Raw genomic sequence first — 21,075 nt, 5'->3', positions numbered from 1 at the left:
ATCAATTTGTGTTGAAGCGTACGCCGATGCGGAAGCTGCGGCCCAGCAGGTCGCTATAGGTCGAGTTGGCCGACAGGCCGGTTTCGGGCAGCAGGATCGGATCCTTGTCGAACAGGTTCGTGATGTTGAAGAACAACTGTCCGTCCGAACCGGCGACCTTGATCTTTGCGGTGAGGTTAAGGTCGGTGTAGAATGTGCCCTTGATATGGTTGTTGTCGATCGTGGGATTGGCCGCCGTGCTTGTCGGGCAGTCGGTCGTGCAAACGATATAGGTATTGCTGTACGTTCCCGAACTGACGCCACGACCAACGGCCGTGATCGAATAGGTCGGCGTGTCGAACGTCGCCGACAGGCGGAAGATCCAGTCGGGTGTGCTGGATTGGCCGCTATTCTGACCCACCGTATCGACCGGCACCGAAATGCCGTTATCGACCAGATTTTCCAGATAGTTGGTAGCCGTCCCGTTCAGCGTCAGGCTGCTGGAACTGCCGTTGTTGAACAGGCGGTCCATCGGCAGGTTATAGTTTACCGCATAGTCGATGCCGCGCACTTTGACCTGGGCAAAGTTGAACGGCTGCGCCGTCACATAATAATCCCGATCGCCCAGCGGGTCGCGAACGATGGCGGCACAGAAGCTCTGAATGCCTTCGTTACAGCGTTGCGCGATGTCGTCGGCATAGAATTGGCTGATCGCATCCTTCACCTTGGTGCGGAACCAATCGACCGAAATGGACAGGCCGGGCGCGAAGCGCGGCTGTAGCACGCCCCCCAGCGTCAGCGTGTCGGCCTTTTCCGGGGCGAGCGCCAGATTGCCGGTCGTCAGCTCTCGGAAGGTCGCACCGGCATATTGGCCATAGGCGCTGCTGGTGCTGAACGTATTGGTTCGCGACGTACCTGATTGATAGAGTTCGTTGAGGTTGGGCGCACGGATGTCACGCGACCTGGTCCCGCGCAGCAGGATATCGGGAATGGGCTGCCAGGTCAGGCCGGCCTTCCAGGTGGTGACATAGCCCGACGTCGAATAGTCGGTTCCACGCACCGCGCCGTTGAATTCCGCACCCAGACCCAGGGGGATGACGGTTTCCAGATAGGCTTCCTTGACATTGTAGCTGCCGAAGGTGGCGCGGAAATTGCCGACCGACCAGCCCGACTGATATTCAGTCGGCACATAGCCCGACACTTCTTCCTTCCGATATTCGGCGCCCACCGCGACGCTGACATCGCCGGCCCAGGTGGCGAACGGAATAGCCGAGATATTGAAGCCGGCCACCGTCTGCTTAAATCGCTGATCGCGATAGGGATCGCCCAGGAACTGATCGATCGCCGCTTGATTGCCGACGCCGATGCCCAGCCGGTTGAATGGAATGCACCCGTTGGCCGGGCTGGTCAGGCTCGACCGACAGACGATGGTACCCGCCGCCACGCCCAGCGCGTTGCCGGCAGGCGCGAAGACGGCGTCGGTCGCATTGGCCAGTGCGGTCGTGTTGATGATGTCGCGCAACAGCTCATGCGTATCGGTCTGGCCATATTGGCCATAGGCGTCCCATACCGCCTTCTTGCCGAACAGCTGGAACTCGCCGCCCGCGCCGATCACATAGCGCTGAACCTCCCGGCTGCTATTATTCTTGCGATAGGGCATGTCGGCAGAGGATGAACCCAGCGTCACCGAGGTCACACCGGTCAAGGCGGCAGCGCCCAGCGCCTGTTGCAGATAGGCGTTGTCGCCACGCAGGGTGAATGTCGTGGCTTGCGGCCCCGCATTGAACAACGTCTTGTTCCAGTTGTACGAGGCCTCACCGAACACTTCGATCCAGTCGGCCAGTTCATAGCTCAGGCGGCCGAACACGCCGCGCCGGTCGTCCGTCGCGTCGAGGCCGATGCGGCGGGATGTGTCGTTGAGTTGATAATCGCCACCGACCGTCTGCGTACCGGCCGTAACGGACCCGAACTGATATTGCCGGGCAACGCCCCCCTGCGCAAAATATGTGCCACGCAGCGCCGTCGTGCCGCCCACCTGCGACTGTATGATGCCGCCCGGCGTGCTGTTCCACGTACCTGCGCCACGCACGACGAGATTGGCCGGCTGGCCGTTGGTGGCGGTATAATTGGGGTTTGTGATGGTGCGATAACCGAGCTGATTCCAGTCGCGATCCACCTCGAAAATGCCATCCCTGTGCGCATATTCGCCCGACAGCAGGATGTGGCCGCGCCCGTCGGCGAAGCTTTTGCCTATCGCGCCGTTGAAGCTGTAGTTGAACCCGTCGCCCTTGTCAGTGATGCCGGCGTCGGCATTCACCTTGAAGCCTTCATATTTCTTGTCGAGGACATAGTTGACCACGCCGGCGACCGCATCCGACCCGTAAGCGGCCGACGCGCCGCCGGTCACGATCTCCACGCTCTTCACCAGCGCTTGCGGGAAGGTGTTGATATCGACGAGGCCGGTAATGGTCGATCCCACCGAACGGCGGCCATCGAGCAGAACCAGGGTGCGGACTTCGCCCAGGTTGCGCAGGTTCATCGTGTTGATGCCCGCGAGGCCCGAACTGATTGCGAGGCGCGAGTTGGACGGGCGGGTGCTGCCTGCCAGAGCGGGCATTTGGTTGACGAGGTCTGCGATATTGTTGGTCGGCGATTGGTTCTGGATCGCCTCCTGCGTCATGACGGTGAGGGGCGTGGGCGATTTGAAGCCGTCGCGCACGATACGGCTGCCGGTGACGACGATCTGATCGGCGGGGGCCGCCTGAGCGCTGTCCTGTGGAGTGGCGGCATCCTGAGCCATGGCGGGGGCAGACTGAACAAGGGCCAGAGCCGTCATTGCCAGACCGAGGCCGGAGGGGTGGCCAAACGACCGACGAATTCGCCTGAAATCACGCATAGATATAAACCCCCTTGTCAGAGGATAAGGCCGCGCGCATTTGTGCGTGCGCGGCGTTGTTGCGCCGGTCTGGCCCTACCCTATTTCCTACCACATGACCGCAGGCAGGCATTCGTGCCATCCGCCGGTTCCTACCATGCTGTCATCACGACTCCAGCCAGGTCCGCTCGACGAACGGAAAGCCGGTTCCATGACAAGGAGGTTACAGGGTGGTCACGGCTGGTCAATAGATTTGGTATTACTTTGATCGCATACAGGTATAGCCGGATGGAATGGCGGGCTGGTATAGCCTGGCCCTGCTGGGCTACGGATAGCTTGCAGTTATAGGCGCCGATCGGCTTTACTATAGGCCAATACGGCCTGGCTGCGATAGTCTTAGCCGCCCCATTTCCCAACATAAGGAGGCTGTATTGATCCAGCGTCGAGCGTTTCTTCTGGCCAGTGTGGCCGCTTTTGCCCTGCCCGGCGGGCTGATGGGCAGGCCGGTCGTGCGGGGCGGAAAGCCGCTGCGGATGAAGGCGGCGGGGGCGAAGGCGCCGATCGAGATTGTCGAGGACGAACTGGGCGTGCCGCATGTGCGGGCACAGTCTTTGCACGACGCCTATTTCGGGCAGGGCTATCTGGTGGCGCGCGACCGGCTGTTTCAGATCGACATGGATTATCGCCGCGACATGGGGCGTATGGCCGAAGCTTTCGGACCGCGCTTCGTGGCGGCGGACAAGGCTGCCCGGCTGTTCCTCTATCGCGGCGATATCGAGGCGGAAATGGCTGCCCTGCCCCCCGGCGTGCTGGAATGTGCACGGGGCTATGTTGCCGGCGTCAATGCGCGGATCGCCGAACTGACGGTCGACCCGGCCCAGATGCCGCTGGAATATGGGATATTGAACCTGACGCCGCTGCGCTGGGACGTGCGCGATCTGGTGCGCAACCGGGGCATCGGCATGGGCGATGCCGACGATGAAGTCCGCCGCGCACAGATGCAAGCGAAGGGGTTGCTGGCGCATGACGCGCTGATGGCGCCGTTGCGCCCGGCCTGGGCATTTACCGTTCCCGAAGGGCTGGACTGTGCGGCCGTGAGCGATGCGGATCTGGGCATATTGGACCCGGCGAACCGACCGGTGCCGTTCGACGCGATCCAGGAAGCCTCGCTCGACCGGGCGGAGCGGCGTGCCGATCGCTTCGCGCAAGGGAGCAATGCCTGGACCATCGCTGCCTCGCGCAGCGCGACCGGGCGACCGATATTGGCGAATGATCCGCATCTGGGGATCGGCGGGACCAGCCCGCGTCACATGATCCATCTGACCGCGCCGGGCCTGGACGTCATCGGCGCGGGCGCGCCGGGCCTGCCGGGGATCATGCAGGGGCATACCGATCGTTTCGCTTTTGGAAGGACCAATTTCCACATCGACCAGACCGACCTGTTCATCCTTCGCACGCACAAGGACGATCCGGAGCGTTACTGGCACAAGGGACAGTGGAAGCGGTTCGAACGACATGAGGACGAGATCGCGGTCAAGGATGGGCCCGCGCAGTCGGTGACGTTGCGCTATGCGCAAGGACGGCCGATCGTGGCGCAGGATGCGGCGCGACAGCGGGCCAGTGCCTTTGCCACGGCGAGCATGCTGCCGGGCGCGAATATGCGCTTTGCCATCATCGCGATCAATCTGGCCAAGGATTGGTCGTCGCTACGGCAGGCGTTCAAGATCCACGTGTCGCCGACCAATTTCCACTATGCCGATGTGAACGGCAATACCGGCTGGCAGACGATCGGCTTTACCCCCAAGCGGCCAAAGCATGATGGGCTGTTCCCGGCGCCCGGCGATGGCGATTTCGACTGGACGGGAATTTTGCCGATCGAAGAGATGCCGTCCGTCTATAATCCGAAGGAAGGCTGGTTTGCGTCGGCCAATCAGCTCAATATCCCGGCCGATTATCCCTACGCGAAGAAAATCATCAGCTTCGACTGGAGCGATCCTTTCCGCTATGATCGCATATCCGAAGTACTGCGCAGCCAGCCCCGACATCGGATCGAGGATAGCATCGCGCTCCAGCATGACGTCCAGTCGCTGCCGGCGCGAGCGCTGGTGAAGCTGATCCCGGAGAAGCTGTTGCCCGAAGCCCAGCCAGCTGCGGCATTGTTGAAACGCTGGGATTGCGGGCTGGAGGCGGACAGCGGCGCGGCCCTGCTCTATGAGATGGTGATGCCCGAACTGCAATCGGGCTTTCGCGACCTGATCCTGCCGGCGGCGGCGCGGGAATTTGTGCCATCGATCAACCTTTATGAAATGTTGCGCATATTGGCGGCGCCGGACGCAAGGCTGGGGCCGAACCCGCCACTGATGCGTGACGGGTTGATAGAGCGGGCATTGATCGCCGGTTGGAAAAAGGCGCTGGCCGAAGGCGGGGCTGATCCCGCGCAATGGCGTTGGGGCGATCTGCATCGGGTGACGCTGACGCACCCCCTGGCGTCGCTGCCGGGTATATCGGCGGCTTTCCCGAAAATCGACGGCGGGCGATCGGGCGGCGACGGCTTCACGCCGATGGCGCGCGGTTTCAATCCCAAGCGCGGCTATCAGGTGTCGCATGGGGCCAGTTATCTGATGGTCGCGGATGTGGGGGCCTGGGATAACAGCCGCTTCCTGCTGCTACCTGGCCAGTCGGCCGATCCGCGATCGGCGCGTTATCGCGACTTCTATCCGCGCTGGCTGGCAGGCGAAATGCAGCCGCTCTGGTTCAGCCGCGACGCTGTGGAGCGGCATGCGGTCGAACGAATGGAGATATTGCCGGGCTAGAAAAATATCCGGTCGCTTCGAGCCCTTCGGCTGCCTGCTGAGGCAGGCGCTCAGGACAGGCCAAGATCGAGAAGCGGTTGCGCCGACCGTGTCTCGACTGGGCTCGACGCGAACGGCGTTTGTTACAGCGCGCCCGCTATATCGACCAATGCGCGATCGACGGCGGCGGTGGCCTGTCCGTCGGTGCCGTCGGGCATGTCGTTGGCAAGGGCGGAGAAGACCAAAGTCCGGCCGCTCTTCGTCACGAAATAGCCAGAAACGGCGCGGGCGGCGTTGAGCGAGCCGGTCTTGGCGAACAGCTTGCCTTCCAGCAACGTGCCCTTGAAGCGGCCACGTAGCGTGCCGTCCCGCCCGGCGATCGGCAGCGTATCGCGCCAGGCCAGGCCCCAGGGCTGGCGTGCGATCCATGTCAGCAGGGTGACAGCCGCGCGCGGCGTGATGCGGTTGTAGGAGGACATGCCCGATCCATCGGCGAAACCGTAGCTGGTTTCGAGCAGGCCCGCCTGCGCCATCAACCGGTGCAGCGCGACCTGTCCGTCGGCGATCGAGCCGCTCCCCTGCGCGCGGGACACCCGGCGCAGCATCAGGTCGGCGTGGAGATTCTGGCTCTGCTTGTTGATGATGCGCATGTCGTCCGCCAGCGGCAAAGCGGGGAGTTGGGCCAGCAGGGGTTGAGCGGGTGGCTGGGCGGCGGGCGCGCCTTTACGGATGGCCGGATCATCCGCGGGCGAGAGGGGGCGATGGCGGGCCGCGACCGTGCCGTCGACCTTCACACCGCGCGCGACGAGCAGGTCGCGCAGCCGCCAGGCGGCATAATGAGCCGGATCGTCGATGCTGAAATGGAGCGTGGCGGGTTGCGCGTCCGCGCCGATCGTGCCGGTCAGGCGGATGATGCGGGCATAGGGCGCGCGGTCGGCCGTGATTGCTTCGTCCTTGCCGGGGACGGTGGTGACGCGATTGTCTATCGCATAATAAGCAGGCGCGGTGACGGCCGGTACGGCACCGATCGTGGCGGGCGCGACCGAGGCGGTCAGTTCATTATCATCCAGCGTCAGCGCGGAAATGCCGGTGCCATAGCGCGACTGCATATTGTTCCAGCTCATCCCCGGTCCCCAGCGCTCGTCCGGGAACCAGCTGTCATCGCCAACGATATTGCGGACATGGCGGGTCTTGGCCGCGACCGCGTCGGCCAGCGTCTGGAGACAATCGGTCATGCAATTTTCGGCGCTCGACAGGCGGGCGTCGCCATAGCCGACGAGGATGACGTCGCCTTGTTCCAGGCGGACGCCCGTGCCCTGCGCGGCTGCGTCCAAGGTGGAAAGATCGGCATAGGCGGTGGCGGTGGTGAACATCTTGGTATTGGAAGCCGGGATAAAGCGCTGGTCCGGGGCTATGGCGAGGATCGGATCGCCCTCCAGCGTGGCGACCAGCAGGCCATAGCGCGTGCCGGCCGGCCCCTGAGCCAGCTGCTGTTCGACCGCGGCGATGAGCGGCGGCGGTGCATTCTGGGCGGAGAGGCCGGTCAGCGGCAGGGTGAGGGCGAGCAGGGTGAGGATGAGGCGCATGAGGCGGATCATAGACCGCAAGCAGACCGGTGGAATAGGGTGTGAATGGGATGACCCATAACCTGCGGCAATGAGCGGGACTTGCGGCGCTGGTGGGGATCAGACTAGCCTGCCCGGTATGTTATCCCTTCTTTTGGCCCTCGCTTCCACTCCCGTTGCCGCTGCGACCCCTTCGGCTCATCCGCCGGTCTCGATGGTGCGGCTGGCCTTCGATCGCAAGGGGGTGACGGGCAGCAAGGTCAGCGGCCCCGCCGACAAGGCGACCGGGCGGGCTTTGACCATTGATGATCCGGTGCGGGTCGCGTCCATTTCCAAGCTGGTGGTGGCGATCGGCGTGATGCGGCTGGTGGAGGCGGGCAAGCTCGATCTGGACCAGGACGTGTCCGACTGGCTGGGCTACAGGCTGCGTCATCCCGGTTTTCCCGACCGGCCGATCACGTTGCGCCTGCTATTGTCGCACCGGTCGGGGCTGGTCGACCGGGCGGGCTATGCGCTGTCGCTGGATGCGGACATGCGGGCCACGCTGGACAAGGCCGAAGCATGGGATGCCGATCATGCGCCGGGAGATTGGTATGCCTATACCAATCTCAACTTTCCGGTTGTCGCGGCGGTGATGGAGCGGGCGACCGCAGAGCGGTTCGACCGGTTGATGGATCGACTGGTGCTGAAGCCGCTGAAGCTGGACGCCTGCTATAACTGGTCGAGCTGTTCGGATGCTCGGGCGGCGCAGGCGGTTGTGCTCTATCAGGATGGGCAGCCGGTGCGGGACGATAATAAGGGCGCCAGGCCTGGCTGTACGGTGACGCCGGCCAGCGATGGCAGCTGCGACCTGTCGACCTGGGTTGCAGGCCGCAATGGCGCGATCTTCTCGCCGCAGGGCGGGTTGCGGATTTCGGCGCGCGGGCTGGCAACGGTGGGGCGCCTGTTGCTGGGGCGGGGCGTGGTAGATGGCCGACGCCTTTTGAGCGAGAAGAGCATGGCGCAACTTATGACGCCGCTATGGACCTATGGCGGCGTCGATGCCGCCAATGGCGTGACCGGTGAAGCCGATACGGGTGATACCAACACCGGTTTCACCTGTCGCTATGGTCTGGCGATCGCCTTCCTGGCTACGGCTGCCAAGGGCTGCGCCGATGATCCGTTCGGCGATGGCCGGCAGCGTATCGGCCATGCCGGCGATGCCTACGGCCTGAAGTCGGGGCTATGGGTCGATCCCGAAAATGGCACCGGCGTCGTCTATTTCGCGACCGATGTGCCGACCGGGCGGGGCGCGATCAGCGCCTATACGCCGGTCGAGGAAGGATTGGCGCAGGGGCGCATCCCCTAAGCCTTATCCCATGCCCGGATCAGCGCGTCGCCCACGGCCGGGCGTAGGGTGAAGATGCCGCTGTCGGCATGGCGGGTGGGATGGACGCGGTTGGTGAGCAGGGTCCAGGCAAGGCCGCGGTCGAAATCGATCCACAGGCCCGTTCCGGTGAAGCCGGTATGGCCGATCGTTTCGGCCGAACAGGCGTCGCCGCCCGACCAGCCGGCAAAGGCGCGTTCCCAGCCACAGGTACGGTGGCCCAGTTGCGGCGCGCGGACCTGAGCCAGCATGGCGGGAGAGAGGATCGAGCCGTCGAGCATCGATCGTGCGAAAGTCAGCACGCCATCGACCGTGCCGAACAGGCCGGCATGACCCGGCGCGCCGCCCAGCGCGGCGGCGTTTTCGTCATGCACTTCGCCCTTGAGCACCCGGCCGCGCCAGCTACACGCCTCGGTCGCGGCGGCAGGGCCGGGAGGCGGGCCGTAGGACAGGCCATCGCCCAGCGGCCAGTCGCTGAGCGGCGCGCCGGTGATGCGCTCGATCGCAATGCCCAGCAGGATGAAATTGATATCGGAATAGACTGGCGGGCCGTGGCGCCATTCGCGCTGGAGGACGAAGGCGCGCAACCGGGCGGGATCGTCGCCATAAGTGTAGATCGGCTCGACGGCCGGCAGGAAGCTGCGATGGGCGAGGCAGTCGCGGAAGGTGAGTTTGCGCTCGGCTGCATTGGCGACGTCATATTGGCGCAGGTCGGGAATGGCGTCGGTCAGAGGGCGATCGAGGTCGAGCCGGCCTTGCTCGGCAAGTTGCAGGATCATGGTGGTGGTGGCGATCACCTTCGACACGGAGGCGAGGTCAAACCAATGGTCGCGCGTCAATGTTTCGCGTTCGGGCAGGATGGCGGCCGATCCGGCGAGGCGTATGGCGCTATGGCCGTCGGCGTTGACTACGCCCAGCGTTGCGCCGGGGATGCGGCCGCTGGCCACCGCCTGCGCCGCCGGAGCGAAAGCGGTTTCGCAGATTTGGTCGATCATCGGAAACCCTCAGGCTGTTCTGGGCCGAACGCGCATGACGATCGGCAGGAAGATGATGGCGGCCAAGCTCAAGGCGCCCGACAGGATAAAGAAGCCGTCATAGCCGATCTGTTTCTGGATCGCCCCGGCCGCGCCCCCGATCAGGCGGGGCAGCAGGAAGGCGAAGCCCGACAGGAAGGCATATTGGGTGCCAGGGTAGCGCGGGCTGACCAGCATGGAGAGATAGACGACGAAGACAGCGCCTTCCAGGCCGTGGCCGAACTGGTCCACGCCCGCCGCGACATAGAGGACGAAGGCGGAGGGTTCGGCATACCATAGCCACACGAACACCCAGTTGCCGATGGCAGAGGCGCAGGCGCCGATGACGAGCGCGACCGTCATCGGCAGGCGCGCGGCGCACAGGCCCCCCAGCGCCACGCCCGCCATGGAGCAGGTGAGGGCGACGACGCCGTCGGCCATGCTGATCTGTTCCAGGCTATAGCCGGCCGCATTCCAAAGCGGGTGCGAGAGGGTGAGCGTCAGCACATCGCCCATGCGGTAGAAGGAGACGAAGGCCAGCACCGGCAGCACGGCATAGCCGTAGCGCCAGAAAATCTCGACATAGGGGGCGATGAAACCAGGCATTTTCGCGGGGGCATCGGCGGGCAGGCGACGGATGCGGGGCAGGGCGATGGCTAGCGCGACGAAGGGCAGCAGGGCGACCGCCAGGACGATCGGCGTCACATTGGTCTGGGCGGAAAAGCCCGCGCCCTGCACGGCCGAGAGCAGCGCCCAGCCGGTCAGGGCGGTCGCCGTGCCGGTGATGGCGAGGATAACGAGGCTGACGAGAGTGCCGCTGAAGAGCGCACTGGCGCGGCCTTTCGCGCTCTCCTGTTCTGGACGCATGGCGGCGAGAATGGGGAAGGGGAGGAAGGCGGCGACGGCAATGGCGAGATAGGCCCAGGTCCAGTCCGCCCAGGCGGCGACCAGCACCGCGCCGCTGCCCGCAGCGACCATGGCGCTGCGATAGCCCCAGAGATTGGCGGCGACGATCGGGCCCTGCTGCGCCTGTGTTGGGGCCAGTTCGATGCGCCAGCCATCGGCCGCGACCTCCAGCGTGGTTGTCCAGAAGGCCAAAAGGATGGCGAACAGGGCGGTAAGCGGCAGGCTCTGGTCGCTGGAAGTGAAGGCCATGGCGACCATCGAGAAGAAGATGCCGAGTTGCGACAGCATGATCCAGCCGCGTCGCCGGCCCCAGAAGCGGGAGAAGCCGGGGACGCTGTAGCGATCGAGCAAGGGCGCCCAGACGAATTTGAAGGTCGGCAGCAGCGCGATCCAGGCGAAGAAGCCGATGATGACGATGTCGATGCCATGACGCGCGAGCCGCAGCGTCAGCACTGCATTGAACATGTAAAAGGGCAGGCCGGCTGAAAAGCCGAGCAGAAGATAGAGGCCAAGCGTACGGAGCGGTGGGCGCTCCGGCGTGGGGGCTTCGGTCAGGTCGGCGGCGATCGATGCGGTCATTCAGCCGATTTCCTTGAGTTCGGTGACGAAGTCGTAGCGGTCGCCACGATAGACGGAGCGGGTAAATTCGACCGCCCGGCCCCCGGGGATGCGGGTCAGGCGCTCGATCCGCAGCACTTCGCTGTTCTGGCGAACGCTGAGCAGGCCGGCTTCGGTCGGTGTCGCGAGCGAGGCGCGGACGCGCTGCGTGCCGGAGGTAGGGCGAAAGCCGCTCCGGCCCATCGCTTCGTAAAGGGAATCGCCGATGGTCGCGAGGTCGGGCAGGCAATCGGCGGGAATGACGGCATGTTCGATCGCCAGCGGCTCGCCACCCGACAGGCGCACGCGGCCAAGGCGCGCGACGCGGGCAGCGGGGGATATGGCCAGCGCAGCGGCCTCTTCCTCGGTCGGATGGGCGTAATTTTTCATCATCCAAATGACGCCGGGATCTTCGCCGCGCGACAGGGCGTCATGCGTGAAGCTGGACAGGACGGAGGCGGGCGTTTCGATCCGGCGGGCGACGAAGGTGCCCGATCCCTGCTTGCGGAACAGCACGCCTTCCTCGATCAGTTGTTCGATCGCCTTGCGCACGGTGACGCGCGAAATGCCGGCCATTTCGCTGAGGTCGCGTTCGGACGGCAGGGCGTTGCCCGGTATGATGCCGCCGCTTTCGATATGATCGCGCAGATTGCGCGCCAGTTGCAGGTAGAGCGGCGTACCATCTTCCCCGCGCGCGACCAGTTTTTCACGCATTTCGCCCTATTCCCCCTCTTGTACCACGCGCATCGCGGACGGCAGATCCTGGCCATGCATTTCAAGAAGACGATGCGCTTCGTCGGTTGCCACCCCCATGGCGACCAGCACCGCCTGCTTGATGTCCTGCCCGGCCGCATCCAACGCGCGCGATGCGGCTGACATGTCCACATCCGCAATGTCGCGCACCATGGCTTCGCCGCGCAAGCGCAGCTTTTCGTTGGAAATGCGCATATTGACCATGCGCCCCCGATAGACGAGGCCCATGCGCAGCATGATCGCGGTGGACAGGATGTTGAGCGTCGCCTTCTGCGCGGTACCCGCCTTCATCCGGGTGGATCCGGCGACGATTTCGGTGCCGGTTTCGGCGACCAGCCCATGGTCGGCGGCGGCCGGCAAAGCGGTGTCAGGATTATTGGCGACAGCGATGGTGAGCGCCCCGGCCGCGCGGGCGGCGGCAATGGCGGCGATCGTATAGGGAGTGCGACCGCTGGCGGCGACGCCGATCACGACATCCTGTGGGCCGATGGCGGCAGCGGCGATTTCCGCGCGGGCGGCGTCGGCGTCATCCTCCGCCCCTTCGGCCGCTTCGGTGAGCGCGGCCAGGCCGCCCGCCATCAGAAAGAGCAGCCGTTCCTGCGGCCAGTTATAGGTGGGGTAGAGTTCGACGCCATCCTGCACCGCGATGCGGCCGGAGGTGCCGGCGCCGACATAGACTAGTCTGCCCTGCGTGCCGAGACGTGCTGCGGCGGCTTCGGCCGCCCGTGCGATCTCGCCCGCCTGCGATCCGACCGCGGCGATGGCGGCCATCTGGCCCTCCAGCATCGCTTCGACGGCGCGAATGGTCGGCCATTGGTCGATATCGACATAGCGCGGGTCGATGGCTTCGGTACTCATATATGCTCCGTCGCGGACCGTTGACGCCCGGCTGTGATCGGTTCAACTTCATGCGCGGCAGGCACGATGCGCGCAAGCGGCACTTCTGGCATGTGGTATTGTCCCTGTCGCATTTCGATGCAACCAAATTAATTCCAATTGCGCTTTTTCATCCATTTGGTATTGTTTCGGCATGATCGCGATACGGGGTGAGAGTCGCGCCACGCTGATGGCGCGCGAGGCGGCGGAAGCGCCGGAGCGTTGCAGCGTGCAAATTGCGCGCAATGCCGATCTGATGCGGGAGGCGGGGGCGCAGCTGCGTGCACTGTCGCCGCCCTTTGCCGCCACGCTGGCGCGGGGCAGTTCGGACCAGGCGGCGGCCTTTGCCAAGGTGCTGCTGGAGACGCGGGCGGGTATGCCGACATTGAGCCATGCGCCCTCGATCGGGTCGATCTACAAGGCGACGTCGCCGCGTTTCAAAGGGGTGCCGTTGATCGCCATTTCGCAGTCGGGACGCAGTCCGGACCTGATCGCGGCGGCGGCGGATGCGCAGCGGCAGGGCGCGCTCGTGGTCGCCATCGTCAATGACGGCGCGTCGCCGCTGGCGGCGATGGCGGACATCTGCATCCCCATTCATGCGGGGGCGGAAATCAGCGTGGCGGCGACCAAGAGCTTTATCGGCACGCTGGTCGCGCTGGCGCATCTGGTGGCGGAATGGAGCGAAGATGCGGCGTTGCTGGAGGCGTTGGGGTCGATCGGCGATGTGCTGGAGGCGGCAGTAGCGGCCGACTGGACCGGGGCTGTGCCGTTGCTGTGCGATGCGGGCAATATGCTGGTGCTGGGGCGCGGCCTGACCCTGCCGATCGCGGGGGAAGCGGCGCTGAAGTTCAAGGAGACGTCGAGCCTGCATGCCGAAGCCTTCAGCATTGCCGAGGTGGCGCATGGGCCGATGACGCTGATCGGCGCGGGCGATCCGGTGCTGGCGCTGGGGCCGGTCGACCAAGCGCGCACCGGCCTGCGCGAGCGGCTGGAGGATTTCCGGGCGCGTGGCGCGCAGGTGATCGCTGCGGGGCATCCCGATGATGTCGCGGCGGCGACGCTGGCATTGCCGGGGCAATGGGATGTGCATCCGGTGATCGGCTCGATCGCGCAAATCCAGAGCTTTTACGGGTTGGCCAATGCGCTGTCGCTGGCGCGGGGGCGCAACCCGGACAAGCCGCCGCATCTGGCCAAGGTGACGCGGACGCTATGAGCGTGCAGGCGCTTGTCGGCGCGGCGATCGTGCGGCGGGACCGGATCGTGGATGATGGCGCGCTGCTGATCGACCAAGGGCGCATCGTCGGCATCGTGGCGCGCGATGCTCTGCCGGATGAGTGCGAGACGGTTGCGTTGGAGGGCGGATGGCTGCTGCCCGGCTTCATCGACACCCAGGTCAATGGCGGCGGCGATGTGCTGTTGAACGACCGGCCCGATGTGGAGGGGATCAGCGCGATCGCACGGGCGCATCGGCGGTTCGGCACGACGGGCCTGCTGCCTACGCTGATCAGCGATGACGCCGATGTCGTCGATGCGGCGATCGCAGCGGGGGAAGAGGCGCTGGCACGGGGCGTGCCGGGCGTGCTGGGCGTACATATCGAGGGTCCGCACCTTAACCCGGTGAAGAAGGGGATTCATGACGCCGCCAAATTCACCGCCATCGATCCGCAGGTGCTGGCGCGGCTGACGCTGCCGACGGCCGGGCGGCGGATCGTGACGCTGGCGCCGGAACTGGCGCCACCGGGCGCGATCCGGGCGTTGCATGAGGCAGGGATATTGGTGGCGGCGGGCCATAGTCTGGCCGATTATGACCAGACGGTCACGGCGTTGCGCGAAGGCTTGACCGGCTTTACCCATTTGTTCAACGCGATGACGCAAATGGGAAGCAGGGAGCCGGGCATGGTCGCCGCCGCATTGCTGGATCGCGACAGCCATTTCGGACTCATCGTCGATGGATTGCACGTCCACCCCGCCGCCCTGCGCGTGGCGGTGGCGGCGCGCGGGCTGGAGGGGGCGATGCTGGTGACGGACGCAATGCCGCCGGTAGGCGGCGCGCAGCACAGCTTCACCCTGATGGGCCAGGCCATCCATGTGGTGGAGGGCACCTGTCGCGGACCGGACGGCACATTGGCGGGATCGGCGCTCAGCATGGCGCAGGCGTTCCGCAACGCGATGGACCTGATGGGCTGCTCCATGGTCGAGGCGTCGCTGATGGCGAGCGGCAATCCGGCGCGCTTCCTGCGACTGGAGGCAGAGACGGGATCGATCGCGCCGGGGTTGCGCGCGGATCTGGTCCATCTGGACGGCGACCGGCGGGTGCGGCGAACCTGGATCGGCGGGCAGATGGACGCGCGCGGCGAATGACCGAACTGCTGCCCCGGCTGCGCGCGATCGTCGGGCCGCGCCATGTACTGACGGGCAGACAGGCGACCGCGCGCTATCGTCATGGTTATCGCACCGGATCGGGCGAGGCGCTGGCGGTGGTGCGGCCGGGCAGTCTGGTCGAGCAATGGCGCGTGGTGCAGGCCTGTGTCGCGGCGGACGTGTCGATCATCATGCAGGCGTCCAACACCGGGCTGACCGGCGGGTCGACGCCCGATGGCGACGATTATCCGGGCGGTTGCGTGATCGTCAGCACCACGCGGATCGACGGGCTGCACCTGATCCGCGACGGCGCGCAGGTCATCTGTTTGCCCGGCACGACCCTCTATGCGCTGGAAAAGGCACTGGCGCCGCTGGGGCGGGAGCCGCATTCGGTGATCGGCTCCTCCTGCTTCGGCGCGTCGGTGGTGGGGGGCGTGTGCAATAATTCGGGCGGATCGCTGGTGCAGCGCGGGCCGGCCTATACGCAGCTCAGCCTCTATGCGCAGGTCGGTGCGGACGGAATGTTGCGGCTGGTCAATCATCTGGGCGTGGCGCTGGGCGATGATCCCGAAGCGATGCTGCGGCGGCTGGAAAGCGGCGATTTTTCGGCTGGGGATGTCGATGCGGCGGCGGACCGCCGGGCCCATGACCATGACTATGCCAGCCATGTGTGCGATATCGACAGCGCAACGCCCGCTCGCTTCAATGCCGACAGTCGTTGTCTGTTCGAAGCGGCGGGCAGCGCGGGCAAGATGATCGTCTTTGCCGTGCGGCTCGACAGTTTCGTCAAGGAGGAAGGGGCGACCAGCTTCTACATCGGGACCAACGATCCCGCGCAGTTGACCGCGATCCGGCGCGCCATTTTGGGCGGGTTCAGCCAGCTGCCGGTAGCGGGCGAATATATGCATCGCGCCGCATTCGACATTGCCGACCGTTATGGCAAGGACATGTTTGTGGCGATCGAGCGGCTGGGGACGGACCGGCTGCCCCGGCTGTTCGCGCTGAAATCGCGGGTCGATGCGCTGCCCTTTGTCGGCGCAGGCTTCAGCGACCGGTTGATGCAGCGGATCGGCCGGTTGCTGCCCGACCATCTGCCGCCTGAGATGCGCGCCTACCGTAATCGCTTCGAGCATCATCTGTTGCTCAAAATGCCGCTGGCGGCGGTGGCGGAGACGCGCGCCTTGCTCGCCAGCCTGTTTGCAGCCGGGGAGGGCGAATATTTCGAATGTAGTCCGACGCTGGCGGCCAAGGCCTTCCTGCATCGTTTCGTCGCGGCGGGGGCGGCGGTGCGCTATCGCGCGGTGCATCGCGACGCCGTCGAGGATATTGTGCCGCTGGACGTGGCGCTGCCACGCAATGCGCTGGATTGGCAGGAGATATTGCCGCCCGATCTGGCTGCGCAGAGCCTCCATAGCCTCTATTATGGCCATTTTATGTGCCATGTGTTCCATCAGGATTACATCGTGCGCAAGGGCGTGGACCCGCTGGCGTTCGAGCATCGCATTTGGGCGCTGCTGGACGCGCGCGGGGCGGAATATCCGGCCGAGCATAATGTCGGTCATCTCTACAAGGCGAAGCCCGATCTGGCGGAGTTCTATCGCCGGATCGATCCGCGCAACCAGTGCAATCCGGGTATTGGCCAGACGGCGCGGGAGCGCCACTGGGGCGAGCCGCAACAGGAGGCGCAACGATGAGCTATTTTCTGGGCATCGATGCGGGGGGCAGCAATTGCCGCGCGCGGCTGATCGATGGCGACGGTACGGTGATCGGCACGGGGCAGGGCGGGACGGCCAATGCCCGGATCGGGCTGGAGCCGCTTTATGCGACATTGCGTGCCGTGTCGGATCAGGCGATCGCGCAGGCGGGGCTGTCGCCGGCGCAGGTCGGAACGGTCCGCGCGGGCATGGGCATCGCCGGCATTTCGCGGCCGGGCGTGCGCGAAGCGCTCAAGAATTTCGCCTTTCCCTTTGCTTCGGTAGCCTATGAAACGGACGGCTTCATCGCCAATCTGGGCGCGCATGGCGGCGCGGACGGGGCGATACTGATATTGGGTACGGGCAGCATAGCGCAGGTGCGTGCGGGCGGCCGGGATTTCACCATCGGCGGCTATGGCTTTCCCATTTCCGACGAGGGCAGCGGGGCAGCGCTGGGCCTGAGCGCCATGCGCCATGCCTTGCGCGCGTTGGACGGGCGATCGCAGGCAACGCCGCTCAGCCGCGCGGTGACGGAGCGGTTTGGCCATGACACGGCGCAGGCGATCGGCTGGATGGATAAGGCCAGCCCCAAGGATTATGGCAGTTTCGCGCCGCTGGTAATGGACTATGCGGAAGCGGACGACGCCATCGCCCGATCGATCGTGGAGGATGCGGTGCAGCATATCGAGCGCTTCATCGAGACGATCTTCGAGCGGGGGGCAAGCCGCTGCACGCTGGTCGGCGGACTGGCCGAGCGGATGCAGCCCTGGCTGAGGGCACGGACAGTGGCGCGATTGAGCCCGCCGCTGGGCGATCCGCTGGACGGAGCGCTGCTTTTGGCGCGTCAGGATCATAGTCGATAAGGTTACCGCGATATTGTCGGCGGTTCCGATGCGAATCAACTTTCAACCGTTCAGAAATTCCCAGACCTTAGAGATGACGACCGATCCTTCCCCAACCGACGAAGCCACGCGCTTGGTCGAGCCGGAACGCACATCGCCGACCGCGAAGATGCCCGGACAGGATGTGGCATAGGGCGATCCGCCACCCACGGCATCACCTGTCATCACGAACCCTTTGTCATCCAGCGCGACCAGGCCTGTCAGCCATTGGGTATTGGGAGCGGCGCCCACCATGACGAACATGGCGCAGACAGGCATCGTACGATCTTCGGCGCCCTCTTGACGGATCGTCACTCCGTCCAGCTTTTGCGATCCATGGAGTTCGACAATATGGGCTTCATATTCGATGCTGACCTTTGGGTCGGCTTCCAGGCGGCTCGACAGATAATGCGACATGGAGGTGGCGAGCGATGGGCCCCGGACCAGCAAATGCACATGATCTGCCGAGCGGCTCAGATACATGGCCGCTTGTCCGGCCGAATTGCCGCCGCCTATGACGATCGCCTCGGAGTCGTGGCAATAGCGCGCCTCGTTCTCGGTCGCCGCATAATAGATGCCTGCGCCTTCGAATTCGACAAAGCGGGGGATGGGAAGGCGTCGATATTGCACCCCCGTCGCGACGACGACTGCGCCTGCCCGGACCTGGTGCCCATTGTCGAACGTCGCGCAGAACTGGCCGTTATCCAGCTGTTCCAGCCGCTCGACCCGGCGCGGCATGACGAAGCGCGTGCCGAACTTCATTGCCTGGACTTCACCCCGCCATATAAGGTCGGCGCCGGATATGCCGGTCGGAAAGCCCATGTAATTTTCTATGCGACTAGATGTGCCGGCCTGGCCGCCGATCGCGATATCCTCGACGACGAGGGCGTTCAGCCCCTCCGCGCCGGCATAGACGCCGGCTGCTACACCCGCCGGGCCGCCGCCGACGATCAAAACGTCGAACGCCTCACATTGGGCAACATCCCGATTGAGGCCAAGCAGTTCCGCCACCTTATGCGGCGTAGGCTGCGCAATCACCCTATCGCGTCCGAAGATCACCGCGGGCTGATCGGCCGGTATCGCGCAACTTGTCGCGATGCGTTGCGCGTCGGGCGATCCGATGGGGTGGGACGCGAAGGGCAAGCGGTTGCGGCTTGCAAATTCGGCAATGCAACGGATTTCGCGGTCGCCTTCCTCACCGATCAACACCAGCGTCCCGTCCCGATTATCGAGTTGTCGCCGTCGCCGCGCCGACAGGACCGTGATGATGATGTCGGACATTTCCGGCATATCCGCCATCAGGCGCAACATGGCGGCGCGTGGCACCTCTATCACCTGCGTATCGCACACGGCCCGCATCGGCATCGTCCAGACGCCACCGCTCAGGAAGGATATCTCCGCCATGAATTGCGCGGGACCAAGGGAGGATGAGCCGTAACGCGCGCCGGAGAAGGCATCGACGACCTCTATTTCGCCGGACTCGACATAGACGAAGCAATCGACAGGATCGCCAGGCTGCACGATATAGTGTCCAGCCGGGTACGTCGCCGTCGAGCCGGCCGCGCGCAAGGCTGCGACATGATCGTCGGCCAGCGGCACACGCTGCATCTCATTGAGGTCGCGACCGATGCTTTCCATCAGGCGAACATGGCAGCACAGACAGACGCCGGGCCTGTCAGCATGCGCGATTGGCTACTCAGGTCGGATCTCCTGGCAAGGTTCGTCCACGACGCAGACTATCATCTACGTTTCTGTGGCCTGCAACCGGCAAATCACCACATCTTCTTCGCTATCGCTGTGCGAACGCTGATGGTGGTGCGGGACGGCGGGCTGCGTAGGTTCTGGCCACCATGCGTTCACTGCAAAGCGAGCATGACCACGCTATGCGGCGGCAAGGTCACCAAAAGACCATCGGGCGAGATGGTCGCGCCGCTGAACGTTGCCGGCCGCACCACATCCGGCGATCCGAAATCATTGTGGGACTGGATGTCAGGCGCGGTCAGGATACGGCCCTCTACGACGGAGGCCCGCATGCCTTCGATGTTTGCCGTCACGGTTGCGGGTCGGTTGGGATCGGTGTTGGTCAGGGCAATATAGACCTGTCCTGCCTTGCTGCGCGCCGCCGCCGCGCTGACCGCCGGCACGGTCCATTGATCCTTGTTGTACCAGGGTGACTTAAGGTCCAGCGGCAGGAACGTCGCGTCCTGAAACGGCTTGTACATGTCGAACACATGATAGGTGGGCGTCAGCACCATCTGGTCGTCGCGCGTCAGGATCATGGCCTGAAGCACATTCACCATCTGGGCGATGTTGGTCATGCGCACCCGATCGGCATGGCGTGCGAAGAGATTGATGTTCAGCGCGGCGATGATGGCGTCGCGCATGCTGTTTTGCTGGTAGAGGAACCCTGGATTGGTGCCCGGTTCCACATCGGTCCAGATGCCCCATTCATCGACGGCCAGATTGACCCGCTTTCCAGGGTCATATTTGTCCATGATCGCGCCGTGCTTCTCCAGCAACTCCTCCATGACGAGGGTGCTGACAAGCGTGCGTGCGTAGTCGGTTTCGGTGAATTGCGTGGCCGACCCTTTCACCTTCCCGCGCGTCGGGTGGGTGTAGTAATGGAGGCCGATGCCGTCGATCGACTTGCCGGCGACCCGCATCATCACATCGGTCCATTCATAGTCGCGGCTATTGGCGCCGCTGGCGATCTTGAGGATTTTCGTGCCGCGCGGCGACTTGACGAAGGTGGCGTAGCGGCGGGTGACGTCGGCTGCATAATCGGCGCGCATATTGCCGCCACATCCCCATAGTTCATTGCCGATGCCGAACATCGGCAGCTTCCATGGCGCCTTGCGCCCATTTTTAGCGCGCTCGTCTGCCAGCGTGCCGGCGGGCGCGGTCATATATTCCACCCACTCGGCCATTTCCGCAGGCGTGCCGTTGCCGACATTGCCGGAGACATAGGCCTCCGCCCCGATCAGTTCGGCAAAGTCCATGAATTCATGGGTGCCAAAACCATTGGGTTCGGTCACGCCGCCCCAATGGGTGTTGATCTTGGTCGGGCGCTGGTTGCGCGGGCCGATGCCTTCGCGCCAATGATATTCGTCGGCGAAACAGCCGCCGGGCCAGCGCACCAAGGGTACCGACAGCGCCTTCAACGCCGCAACCACATCGTTGCGATAGCCGCGCGTGTTGGGGATTTTCGATCCCGGTCCGACCCAGAGGCCGCCATAGATGCCATAGCCCAGATGCTCGGCGAACTGGCTGAATATCCGGCGGTCGATGATCGCGCCGGGCTTGTCGGCATGCAGCGTGGCGCTGGCGGTCAAGGCCGTCGCGGCAGGTGCGCTGGTCTGCGCCGCTACGGGCGAGAGCGGGGTCATGATCGTCGCCGCGAACAGCGACATGGACAGT

The 21,075-nt window shown here is 64.7% G+C and carries 14 protein-coding genes; 6 read left to right on the top strand and 8 right to left on the bottom strand.

The window, feature by feature from the left end; genetic code table 11:
* Window position 1 precedes the first annotated feature (1 nt).
* On the bottom strand, window positions 2–2,779 hold the full coding sequence (locus tag AC07UX_RS12025; RefSeq protein WP_495192233.1) for a TonB-dependent receptor plug domain-containing protein: 2,778 nt from the start codon (window positions 2,777–2,779) through the stop codon (window positions 2–4).
* Window positions 2,780–3,285: 506 nt separating this feature from the next.
* Here AC07UX_RS12025 and AC07UX_RS12020 point away from each other — a divergent pair.
* Entirely contained in the window at window positions 3,286–5,667 is a 2,382-nt protein-coding gene (locus AC07UX_RS12020; protein ID WP_495192232.1) for a penicillin acylase family protein, read from the top strand.
* A gap of 122 nt (window positions 5,668–5,789) precedes the next feature.
* On the opposite strand, the gene dacB is transcribed toward AC07UX_RS12020, so the two are convergent.
* The gene (dacB, locus tag AC07UX_RS12015; RefSeq protein ID WP_495192231.1) at window positions 5,790–7,232 is read right to left on the bottom strand and encodes a D-alanyl-D-alanine carboxypeptidase/D-alanyl-D-alanine endopeptidase; all 1,443 of its coding nucleotides are present in this window, start codon (window positions 7,230–7,232) and stop codon (window positions 5,790–5,792) included.
* A gap of 193 nt (window positions 7,233–7,425) precedes the next feature.
* On the opposite strand from dacB, the gene AC07UX_RS12010 reads away from it, so the two are divergent.
* Window positions 7,426–8,559, top strand: a complete 1,134-nt coding sequence (locus AC07UX_RS12010; RefSeq protein ID WP_495192230.1) for a serine hydrolase domain-containing protein — start codon at window positions 7,426–7,428, stop codon at window positions 8,557–8,559.
* Here AC07UX_RS12010 and AC07UX_RS12005 read toward each other — a convergent pair.
* Genes AC07UX_RS12005 through AC07UX_RS11990 form a run of 4 tightly spaced genes read right to left on the bottom strand, consistent with a single transcriptional unit; the run spans window position 8,556 to window position 12,704 of the window.
* Complete coding sequence (locus AC07UX_RS12005) at window positions 8,556–9,572, bottom strand: serine hydrolase domain-containing protein (protein ID WP_495192229.1); 1,017 nt, start codon at window positions 9,570–9,572, stop codon at window positions 8,556–8,558. The genes AC07UX_RS12010 and AC07UX_RS12005 overlap by 4 nt on opposite strands.
* A 9-nt stretch (window positions 9,573–9,581) precedes the next feature.
* On the bottom strand, window positions 9,582–11,075 hold the full coding sequence (locus tag AC07UX_RS12000; RefSeq protein ID WP_495192228.1) for an MFS transporter: 1,494 nt from the start codon (window positions 11,073–11,075) through the stop codon (window positions 9,582–9,584).
* On the bottom strand, window positions 11,076–11,807 hold the full coding sequence (locus tag AC07UX_RS11995; protein WP_495192227.1) for a GntR family transcriptional regulator: 732 nt from the start codon (window positions 11,805–11,807) through the stop codon (window positions 11,076–11,078).
* A 6-nt stretch (window positions 11,808–11,813) separates the two neighbouring features.
* The gene (locus tag AC07UX_RS11990) at window positions 11,814–12,704 is read right to left on the bottom strand and encodes an N-acetylmuramic acid 6-phosphate etherase (RefSeq protein ID WP_495192226.1); all 891 of its coding nucleotides are present in this window, start codon (window positions 12,702–12,704) and stop codon (window positions 11,814–11,816) included.
* A gap of 172 nt (window positions 12,705–12,876) precedes the next feature.
* Between AC07UX_RS11990 and AC07UX_RS11985 the strand changes: the two genes are divergently transcribed.
* Genes AC07UX_RS11985 through AC07UX_RS11970 form a run of 4 tightly spaced genes read left to right on the top strand, consistent with a single transcriptional unit; the run spans window position 12,877 to window position 17,640 of the window.
* Window positions 12,877–13,935 carry an SIS domain-containing protein gene (locus tag AC07UX_RS11985; protein ID WP_495192225.1) on the top strand — a complete coding sequence of 353 codons (1,059 nt, stop codon included), beginning with the start codon at window positions 12,877–12,879 and terminating at the stop codon, window positions 13,933–13,935.
* Window positions 13,932–15,083, top strand: a complete 1,152-nt coding sequence (gene nagA / locus AC07UX_RS11980) for an N-acetylglucosamine-6-phosphate deacetylase (protein WP_495192224.1) — start codon at window positions 13,932–13,934, stop codon at window positions 15,081–15,083. Before AC07UX_RS11985 ends, nagA begins: the two co-directional genes overlap by 4 nt.
* Window positions 15,080–16,777: a D-lactate dehydrogenase gene (gene dld, locus AC07UX_RS11975; RefSeq protein WP_495192223.1), complete on the top strand. Its 1,698-nt coding sequence runs from the start codon at window positions 15,080–15,082 to the stop codon at window positions 16,775–16,777. The genes nagA and dld overlap by 4 nt, the downstream gene beginning before the upstream one ends.
* Entirely contained in the window at window positions 16,774–17,640 is an 867-nt protein-coding gene (locus AC07UX_RS11970) for a glucosamine kinase nucleotide-binding domain-containing protein (RefSeq protein ID WP_495192222.1), read from the top strand. Before dld ends, AC07UX_RS11970 begins: the two co-directional genes overlap by 4 nt.
* A 42-nt stretch (window positions 17,641–17,682) precedes the next feature.
* Here AC07UX_RS11970 and AC07UX_RS11965 read toward each other — a convergent pair whose 3' ends face one another.
* Window positions 17,683–19,296, bottom strand: a complete 1,614-nt coding sequence (locus tag AC07UX_RS11965) for an FAD-dependent oxidoreductase (RefSeq protein ID WP_495192221.1) — start codon at window positions 19,294–19,296, stop codon at window positions 17,683–17,685.
* 218 nt (window positions 19,297–19,514) lie between these two features.
* Window positions 19,515–21,068 carry an alpha-N-arabinofuranosidase gene (locus AC07UX_RS11960; protein WP_495192292.1) on the bottom strand — a complete coding sequence of 518 codons (1,554 nt, stop codon included), beginning with the start codon at window positions 21,066–21,068 and terminating at the stop codon, window positions 19,515–19,517.
* Between the last annotated feature and the right edge of the window lie 7 nt (window positions 21,069–21,075).

This window comes from Sphingobium sp. GW821-FHT02B05, from assembly GCF_059421905.1.
Note: the sequence above shows the minus strand (reverse complement) of the source record. Positions and strands in the feature narration are given on the sequence as shown.

Coding starts and splice junctions, on each gene's coding strand:
- AC07UX_RS11985 (WP_495192225.1), top strand. CDS start 12,877: ATGATCGCGATACGGGGTGAGAGTCGCGCCACGCTGATGGCGCGCGAG.
- dacB (WP_495192231.1), bottom strand. CDS start 7,232: ATGCGCCTCATCCTCACCCTGCTCGCCCTCACCCTGCCGCTGACCGGC.
- AC07UX_RS12025 (WP_495192233.1), bottom strand. CDS start 2,779: ATGGCTCAGGATGCCGCCACTCCACAGGACAGCGCTCAGGCGGCCCCC.
- dld (WP_495192223.1), top strand. CDS start 15,080: ATGACCGAACTGCTGCCCCGGCTGCGCGCGATCGTCGGGCCGCGCCAT.
- AC07UX_RS12010 (WP_495192230.1), top strand. CDS start 7,426: ATGGTGCGGCTGGCCTTCGATCGCAAGGGGGTGACGGGCAGCAAGGTC.
- AC07UX_RS11995 (WP_495192227.1), bottom strand. CDS start 11,807: ATGCGTGAAAAACTGGTCGCGCGCGGGGAAGATGGTACGCCGCTCTAC.
- AC07UX_RS11990 (WP_495192226.1), bottom strand. CDS start 12,704: ATGAGTACCGAAGCCATCGACCCGCGCTATGTCGATATCGACCAATGG.
- AC07UX_RS12000 (WP_495192228.1), bottom strand. CDS start 11,075: ATGACCGCATCGATCGCCGCCGACCTGACCGAAGCCCCCACGCCGGAG.
- AC07UX_RS11970 (WP_495192222.1), top strand. CDS start 16,774: ATGAGCTATTTTCTGGGCATCGATGCGGGGGGCAGCAATTGCCGCGCG.
- AC07UX_RS11965 (WP_495192221.1), bottom strand. CDS start 19,296: ATGGAAAGCATCGGTCGCGACCTCAATGAGATGCAGCGTGTGCCGCTG.
- AC07UX_RS12005 (WP_495192229.1), bottom strand. CDS start 9,572: ATGATCGACCAAATCTGCGAAACCGCTTTCGCTCCGGCGGCGCAGGCG.
- nagA (WP_495192224.1), top strand. CDS start 13,932: ATGAGCGTGCAGGCGCTTGTCGGCGCGGCGATCGTGCGGCGGGACCGG.
- AC07UX_RS11960 (WP_495192292.1), bottom strand. CDS start 21,068: ATGTCGCTGTTCGCGGCGACGATCATGACCCCGCTCTCGCCCGTAGCG.